The following is a 7,062-nucleotide window of genomic DNA, read 5'->3' as shown; positions in this document are numbered from 1 at the left end:
CCAACGGCCCAGGATGCTGACGCATCGGGCCGTTGCCCCATCTCGAATTTTCGACATCAAGCCGAAGGCTCGGCGAAAATTCGAGAACGGAACCAAAGGTCGTTTTCAACGACCGTTGGTGTTAGCTGGTGATCACGAGCCACGAGGCGATGCCGGCCCCCAGGCCCGGCATCGCTCTGATCCGGGATCCCCTGAGAGGGGATGTCCGGAGCGTCGACGATGACGGCGCAGGGCGTCACATGGATGGCAGGATGCCCCGACCTGAGCCATCACGCCACCGCCCCGAGCCCGATCGAGCATGACCGCACCGGCCGTCCCCTCCTCCACGCGCCCCGCCCGCGCGCCGTCGCCGTTCTGGTCGGCATTGTTCACCGACCGGCGGATGGCGCCGGCCCTCGGCCTCGGCTTCACCTCCGGCATTCCGTTCCTGCTCGTCTACGGGACGCAGGCCGCGTGGCTGTCGGATGCGGGCATCTCGATCGCCACGATCGGGCTGCTCAGCGAGATGACCCTGGCCTACAAGTTCAAGTTCCTCTGGGCCCCGTTCCTCGACCGCACCGACCCGCCCCTGCTCGGGCGCTGGCTCGGCCGGCGGCGCGGCTGGATCGTCGCGGCGCAGCTCGGCGTCATGGCGATGCTGGCGGGCATCGCCTTCGGCGATCCGGCGCAGTGGCTCGCCTGGACGATCGCCTTCTCGGTGGCGTTGGGGTTTGCCGGCGCGACCCTTGACCTCGTCATCGACGGCTGGCGCATCACCAGCGTGCCGCCGCACGAGACGCAGGCCGTGCTGTCGTCCTGGGCCGAGATCGGCTGGCGGATCGGCAACCTCGCGGCCGGGGCCGGTGCCCTGCTGCTGGCCGACCGGATCGGCTGGCGCGGCGCCTATCTCGCCATGGGGGCGTTGATGCTGGTCGGCATGCTGGCGGCCGTCGCCGCCCCCGAGCCGGCCTCCGACCTGGCGCCCCACGCGCCCCGCGCGGGCTTCGTCGAGACGGTCTGGGCGCCGATCCGCGATCTCCTGCGCCGCCTCGGGCCGATGGCGCCGGCGATCCTGCTGCTCGTCGCGGGCTTCCGCATGCCGGGCTACATCGCGACCGCGATGGCGGTGCCGCTGTTCAAGCACCAGGGCTTCTCCAACACCGACATCGCCACCGTCACCAAGCTGTTCGGCTTCTGGATCGGGCTCGGCGGCACGTTTCTCGCCGGCGCCCTCCTGCCGCGAGTCGGCATGCTGACGAGCCTCCTGATCGGCACCGTCGCGGCCTCGGCCTCGCATCTGAGCCTCGCCTACCTGGCGGCGCATGGCGGCGACGGCGGCCGGGCGTTCTGGACCTTCGCGATCACCGTCGGCATCGACGGCTTCGCCTATGCCTTCGCGTCGGTGGTGCTCATCACCTACATGTCGACCCTCGCCTCGGCCGAGCACGCGGCGAGCCAGTTCGGGCTTCTGACCTCGCTCTGCGCCTTCCCGGGCAGCGTGCTGGCCGGGTTCTCCGGATTCATCGTCGAGCGGACCGGGTTTCCCCTGTTCTTCGTCCTGACCTCGCTGATCGGGGTGCCGGTGGCGCTGCTCGCCGTCTCCGTCCGGGCCAAGGTCGGCCTCTCCGACGAGGCTCCGCCGCAAACCTGATCGGTCAGGCACGGTCCGGGATGCGGGCGATCACCTTGATCTCGAAGTCGAACCCCGCGAGCCAGGTCACGCCGACCGCCGTCCAGTTCGGATAGGGCGCCTCGCCGATCACGCGGTCGCGCACCCGCATCACGGTGTCGAACTGCGCCGGAGGGTCGGTGTGGAAGGTCGTGACGTCGACGACGTCGTCGAAGGTACACCCCGCCGCGGCCAGCACCGCCGAGAGCCGCGCGAAAGCCTGCGTGACCTGGGTCTCGAAATCGGGCTCCGGCGAGCCGTCCTCGCGGCTGCCGACTTGTCCGGAGACGAACAGCAGGTCGCCGGAGCGGATCGCCGCCGAGTAGCGGTGCTGGTCGTAGAGGGCCTGACGGCCGGGCGGGAAGACCGCGTCGCGTTTGGAAGACGCCTGCACCATGGATTGTTCCTCCAGCCCGCGCGTTGATATACGGGCCGTATGCGAGAGAGCACACATACGGAACGTATGTCAAATCGCATACGCGCCGTATGTCGAAAATGGTGGAGCGGGATGGCCGGACGACGCGCGCAGATGATGGAGGAAACCAAGGGCCGGCTCGTCCAGGCCGCCCGCCGGGCTTTCGCCGAGAAGGGCTATGCGGGCGCCTCGATGGACGATCTCACCGCCGAGGCCGGGCTGACGCGGGGCGCGCTCTATCACCATTTCGGCGACAAGAAGGGACTGCTCCAGGCGGTCATCGACCAGATCGACGCCGAGATGGCGGGGCGCCTTCGCGTCGTCGGCGAGCGGGCCTCGCACCCATGGCGCGGGTTTCTGGACGAATACCGGGCCTATATCGAGATGGCGCTGGAACCCGAGATCCAGCGCATCCTGCTCCTCGACGGCCCGGCGGTGCTGGGCGATCCCTCGCGCTGGCCGAGCCAGAATGCCTGTCTCGCCGAGACGACGCTGCGCATCCAAGGCCTCGTCGCGGACGGGGCGATCCCCCCGGTGGACGCGGAGGCGGCAGCCCGGCTCCTCAATGGCGCCTCGCTCCACGCCGCGCTCTGGGTCGCGGCCTCGGACGCGCCGGAGGCGACCCTGGCCAAGGCCCTCGACGCCTTCCAGCGGCTCGCCGAGGGGCTGGCGCGCCCTGCTTGACACTTGGCCCTACTCCCCCCAATCTCCCCGGCTCCCAGGGGAGCCTCGCGAGGGGGCTGAGATTCCGCCGGTCCGGACCCGTCCGGGCGCCGCGGTGACCCTATGAACCTGATCCGGGTCATGCCGGCGTAGGGATGCGGGACCGGCGCCGGCGCGAAGGCCGAACGACGCCGTTCGATCGCGCATGATCTCCGCTCCGGCCTGGCCGTCGCCCACGGATGGGCGCGAGGTGGCCGTCATGTCCCGAACCGAGACCTCGCAGGCCGAGATCGTCGAGGCCCTGCTCGCCTTCATCGGGCGCGGGAGCGCGACGGACGCCGAGTTCGAGGCGCTGGCCCTGCGGCTCTTCGTCTACCAGTTCACCCATAACGCGCCTTACCGCCGCTTCGCGCAAGCGCGCGGGCGCACGCCGCTCACCGTGCGGCGCTGGCGCGACATTCCGGCCGTGCCGATCAAGGCGTTCAAGGATCTGACCTTGAGCTGCTGCCCGCCGGAGGAGGCCGAGCGGGTGTTCATGACGAGCGGCACGACGGGAAGCGGGCGCGGCCGCAGCTACCATCCGACGCTCGCGGTCTACGACGCCTCGATGCGCGCGGGCTTCGCCACCCGGGTGATGCGCGGGCGAGACGCAATCCGGATGGGGATCCTGTTCCCCGACGAGACGGCGCTGCCGAACTCGTCGCTTGCCCATTACCTCGCGCTGGCACGTGAGCATTTCGGCACGCCCGACAGCGCGGTCTTCGTCGGCCCCACAGGGCTCGATCTCGACGCGCTGCTGGCGGCGCTCGCCGAGGCCGAAGCCTCGGGGGAACCCACGGCACTGCTGGGCGCCACCTACGCCTTCGTGCCGGTGCTGGATGCGCTGAAGGAGCGAGGCCGCCGCTTCGCCCTGCCGCCGGGAAGTTTCCTGTTCGATACCGGCGGCTTCAAGGGCCAGTCGCGCGAGATCGAGCCGGACGCCTTCTACGACGGGCTGTCGGCGGCGTTCGGCGTGGCGCGCGAGTCCTGCCTCAACATGTACGGCATGACCGAGCTGAGCACCCAGTTCTACGACGACGGCAACGCGGTCTGTCCGCCGGTGAAGTCCGGCCCGCCCTGGATCCGCAGCCGCGTCGTCGATCCGCTCACCGGCGCCGACCTGCCCGAGGGCGAGACCGGCGTGCTGGTCCACCACGATCTCGCCCATTTCAACTCGGTCTCGGCGATCCTGACCGAGGATGCCGGGGTGATCGTGCCCGGCGGCTTCCGGCTGCTCGGCCGGGTCGAGGGCTCGGCGTCGCGGGGCTGCTCGGTCGCTGTGGCCGAGTTCCTGGCCGCCGCGCAGGGATGAGCACGGTCGAGGAGGCCGGCCATCTCCCGGGGCTCGCTGCCGAGACGATCGGCCGGCGCATCGTCGCGCACCGGGCCTGGGGCGAGACCGTCGCGGTGGCGCTGCCGGAGCTGGGCGGGGACCAGGCGAGGGCCCTGTGCGACCATATCCGCGCCCGCGCCCGCGACACCCTGCGGGGGATGGAGACCGCCCGGATCGTCGCGGCCATCGACCGGGCGAGCGCCTGCCTGCTCGACCGCACGCATCCCTTGCGCCGCAAGGCCGAGGCGCTGCTGCCGGTCGTCACCGGCTACGACCGCGAGACGGTGCGGCTCGGCCTGACGAGCACTCTGAAGACCTTCCGGCGGCCGCAGCTCCTGCGCTTCCTGGCCGAGGATTTTTCGAATCCCGGCATGCTCGACGGCTTCCAGCCGGCGGTGAAGGGCGGACTAGTGCGGGCGCGGGGGCCGGACCTGCTGCTGCATGTCTGGGCCGGCAACGTCCCGGCCCTGCCACTCTGGAGCCTCGTCTCGGGCCTCCTCGTGAAGGCCGGGACGGTCGGCAAGCTCGCCTCCGCCGAGCCGCTCACCGCCGGCTGGTTCGCGCAAGCGATCGCCGAGGCCGATCCCGCACTCGGCGAGTGCCTGGCGGTCACCTGGTGGAAGGGGGGCGAGGGCGGCGCCGAGGCGGTCTTCCTTACGCAGGCCGAGTGCGTCATGGCCTATGGCGGCAACGACACCCTGGCGGCGCTCCGCGCCAAGGTGCCGATCACGACCCGCTTCCTGCCGCATGGCCACCGCATCGGCTTCGCGATGGTCGCCCGGGAGGCCCTGGACAGCCGTCGCACCGGCCCCCTCGCCCGGCTCGTCGCCCAGGACATCGTCCGCTACGAGCAGCAGGGCTGCTACGCGCCCCAGATGCTGTTCGTCGAGCGCGGCGGCCCGACCGCGCCGGACGAGTTCGCCCGCCACCTTGCCCATGCCCTCGCGGCGCTGGCGAGCCGCCATCCGCGCCGGCGGCTCGACCCGGGCGAGGCCGCCGCCCTCGCCGCCTGGCGCAGCGCCCACGAGATGCGCGCCCTTGACAGCGACGGACGATCGGGCGGCGCCACGCTCCTGGGGGATCCCACCGATCCCTGGAGCGTCGTCCTGCTCGACGATGCCGTGACGCTCGGCCCGTCCGGCCTCAACCGCAGCGTGACGGTGGTGACGGTCGACGACCTCGCGACGGTGCCGGCCCTGGTGGCGCCCCACCGCGCCTACCTTCAGACCGCCGGGATCGCCGCGGCCCCCGCGCGGCTCGTCGCGATTGCGGACGATCTGGCCGGGAGCGGCGTCACCCGGATCACGGCGCTCGGCCGCATGACCGCGCCGGAGGCCGGCTGGCATCATGACGGGCGCTTCAGCCTGCTCGACCTCGTGACGGTGACGGAGATCGAGGCGAGCGCCGAGGCGGCGGCGGAAGGCTTCGCACCCTATGCCGAGTGACGCCCATCTCATCCTCGACGGCGTCCGCTACCGCTTCCCGGGCGATCCCTTAGAGACCGTGGCAGGGGTCGATTGGGCAATCCCCCGCGGGGCGATCCACTGCCTGCTCGGCCGCAGCGGCTGCGGCAAGACCACCCTGCTCAAGCTCGCCGCCGGGCTGATCGTGCCGGATGAGGGCCGTGTCCGCATCGACGGCAAGCCTTTGCGCGGTCCGGCGCCGGGCGTCGGCGTCGTGTTCCAGGCCCCGACTCTGCTCGCCTGGCTCTCGGCCCTCGACAACGTGCTGCTGCCGGTCTCGCTCAAGCGTCGGCCTCAAGCCCCCGACCGGGCGGCGGCCCGCGACCTCCTCGCCGCGATGGGCCTCGGCGACCTCGCGGAGCGCCGGCCCGCCGCCCTGTCGGGCGGGCAGCAGAGCCGGGTGGCCATGGCCCGGGCGCTGGTGACGGAGCCGGGCCTGCTCCTCCTCGACGAGCCCTTCGCCGCCCTCGATGCGCTGACCCGCGAGGAGTTGCAGGACGACCTCCTGCGCCTCTGCGCATCCCGCGGCACCGCGGCGCTCTTCGTCACCCACGACATCGCCGAGGCGGCCTATCTCGGCGACCGGGTCGGCGTGATGGCGGCCGGGCGCCTGGTGCACGACGGCGCGGTCCCGCTGCCGCGGCCCCGGCCGCCGGGCATCCGCTACGATCCCGCCTTCGGGGCGGTGTGCCGGTCGCTCCGGGCGATCATGGACGGGGCCGCTCCGGCGATCGGGCGGGCGGCGTGAGGACGCGCCTCGCCTCCGCCCTGCTGCTGGCGGCCGTGCTGATCGCCTGGGAGGCATGGTGCCGCTCCGGGCGCGTCTCCGCCCTCGTCCTGCCGGCGCCCTCCGCCGTGGCCGGGACGTTGTGGGGCGAACTCGCCTCCGGCCGGCTCTGGCCGCATCTGCGCGTGACCATGACGGAGATGGTCCTGGGGCTCCTCGCCGGGACGGTGCTGGGTCTCGGCGCCGGCATCCTGCTGTCGGAATGGCCGAGCCTGCACCGGGTGCTGCGCCCCTACGTGCTGGCGAGCCAGCTGGTGCCGAAGCTGGCGCTCGGCCCCCTGCTGATCCTGTGGTTCGGCTTCGGGCTGACGCCGATTGTGGTCATCACGGCGCTGATCTGCTTCTTCCCGCTCTTCGAGAATACCCTCACGGGCCTCGACCAGGTCGAGCCGGCCCAGCGCGAACTCTTTCGGATGCTCGGCGCCGGGCGGGTCCGGACCCTCCTGCGCCTCAAGCTGCCCTCCGCGCTGCCGGTGATCCTGGCGGGATTTCGCGTCGCCATCGTGCTGGCCCTGGTCGGCGCCGTGGTGGGCGAGTTCGTCGGCGGGCGCCAGGGCCTCGGCGCCTCGATCATCGCGGCCCAGAGCGTGATGGATTCGAGCCTGATCCTGGCCCTGTTCGTGGTGATCACCGCCCTCGGCATGGCCGTCTACGAGGCCGCGCGGGGGCTCGAAGCCCTGATCCTGCGCCGTTACGCGAGAGACTGACATAATC

The 7,062-nt window shown here is 71.8% G+C and carries 7 protein-coding genes and 1 riboswitch; of the genes, 6 read left to right on the top strand and 1 reads right to left on the bottom strand.

What is annotated here, in order from left to right; all coding sequences use genetic code 11:
• Positions 1–298: 298 nt before the first annotated feature.
• Positions 299–1,630, top strand: coding sequence for an AmpG family muropeptide MFS transporter (locus VP06_RS05890; protein WP_048462891.1), 1,332 nt, complete (start codon positions 299–301; stop codon positions 1,628–1,630).
• 4 nt (positions 1,631–1,634) lie between these two features.
• On the opposite strand, the gene VP06_RS05885 is transcribed toward VP06_RS05890, so the two are convergent.
• Complete coding sequence (locus VP06_RS05885) at positions 1,635–2,045, bottom strand: RidA family protein (RefSeq protein WP_048462890.1); 411 nt, start codon at positions 2,043–2,045, stop codon at positions 1,635–1,637.
• A 111-nt stretch (positions 2,046–2,156) separates the two neighbouring features.
• Here VP06_RS05885 and VP06_RS05880 point away from each other — a divergent pair, with 111 nt between their 5' ends.
• The 5 genes from VP06_RS05880 (at position 2,157) to VP06_RS05860 (ending at position 7,055) form a co-directional block, all read left to right on the top strand.
• Complete coding sequence (locus VP06_RS05880; RefSeq protein WP_048462889.1) at positions 2,157–2,747, top strand: TetR/AcrR family transcriptional regulator; 591 nt, start codon at positions 2,157–2,159, stop codon at positions 2,745–2,747.
• A gap of 36 nt (positions 2,748–2,783) precedes the next feature.
• Positions 2,784–2,882: riboswitch (TPP riboswitch) on the top strand.
• Positions 2,883–2,985: 103 nt separating this feature from the next.
• Positions 2,986–4,077: a LuxE/PaaK family acyltransferase gene (locus tag VP06_RS05875; RefSeq protein ID WP_048462898.1), complete on the top strand. Its 1,092-nt coding sequence runs from the start codon at positions 2,986–2,988 to the stop codon at positions 4,075–4,077.
• The gene (locus VP06_RS05870) at positions 4,074–5,543 is read left to right on the top strand and encodes an acyl-CoA reductase (RefSeq protein WP_048462888.1); all 1,470 of its coding nucleotides are present in this window, start codon (positions 4,074–4,076) and stop codon (positions 5,541–5,543) included. The genes VP06_RS05875 and VP06_RS05870 overlap by 4 nt, the downstream gene beginning before the upstream one ends.
• Positions 5,533–6,309 carry an ABC transporter ATP-binding protein gene (locus tag VP06_RS05865; RefSeq protein ID WP_048462887.1) on the top strand — a complete coding sequence of 259 codons (777 nt, stop codon included), beginning with the start codon at positions 5,533–5,535 and terminating at the stop codon, positions 6,307–6,309. The genes VP06_RS05870 and VP06_RS05865 overlap by 11 nt, the downstream gene beginning before the upstream one ends.
• Entirely contained in the window at positions 6,306–7,055 is a 750-nt protein-coding gene (locus VP06_RS05860; RefSeq protein WP_048462897.1) for an ABC transporter permease, read from the top strand. The genes VP06_RS05865 and VP06_RS05860 overlap by 4 nt, the downstream gene beginning before the upstream one ends.
• Positions 7,056–7,062 lie beyond the last annotated feature (7 nt).

It is taken from the genome of Methylobacterium aquaticum, from assembly GCF_001043915.1.
GTDB classification, from domain to species: Bacteria; Pseudomonadota; Alphaproteobacteria; order Rhizobiales; family Beijerinckiaceae; genus Methylobacterium; species Methylobacterium aquaticum.
This window is presented reverse-complemented; position numbering and strand designations above follow the sequence as displayed.

Excerpts from the sequence above, each read along its gene's own strand:
- VP06_RS05890 (WP_048462891.1), top strand. The coding sequence starts at position 299 with ATGACCGCACCGGCCGTCCCCTCCTCCACGCGCCCCGCCCGCGCGCCG.
- VP06_RS05885 (WP_048462890.1), bottom strand. The coding sequence starts at position 2,045 with ATGGTGCAGGCGTCTTCCAAACGCGACGCGGTCTTCCCGCCCGGCCGT.
- VP06_RS05880 (WP_048462889.1), top strand. The coding sequence starts at position 2,157 with ATGGCCGGACGACGCGCGCAGATGATGGAGGAAACCAAGGGCCGGCTC.
- VP06_RS05875 (WP_048462898.1), top strand. The coding sequence starts at position 2,986 with ATGTCCCGAACCGAGACCTCGCAGGCCGAGATCGTCGAGGCCCTGCTC.
- VP06_RS05870 (WP_048462888.1), top strand. The coding sequence starts at position 4,074 with ATGAGCACGGTCGAGGAGGCCGGCCATCTCCCGGGGCTCGCTGCCGAG.
- VP06_RS05865 (WP_048462887.1), top strand. The coding sequence starts at position 5,533 with ATGCCGAGTGACGCCCATCTCATCCTCGACGGCGTCCGCTACCGCTTC.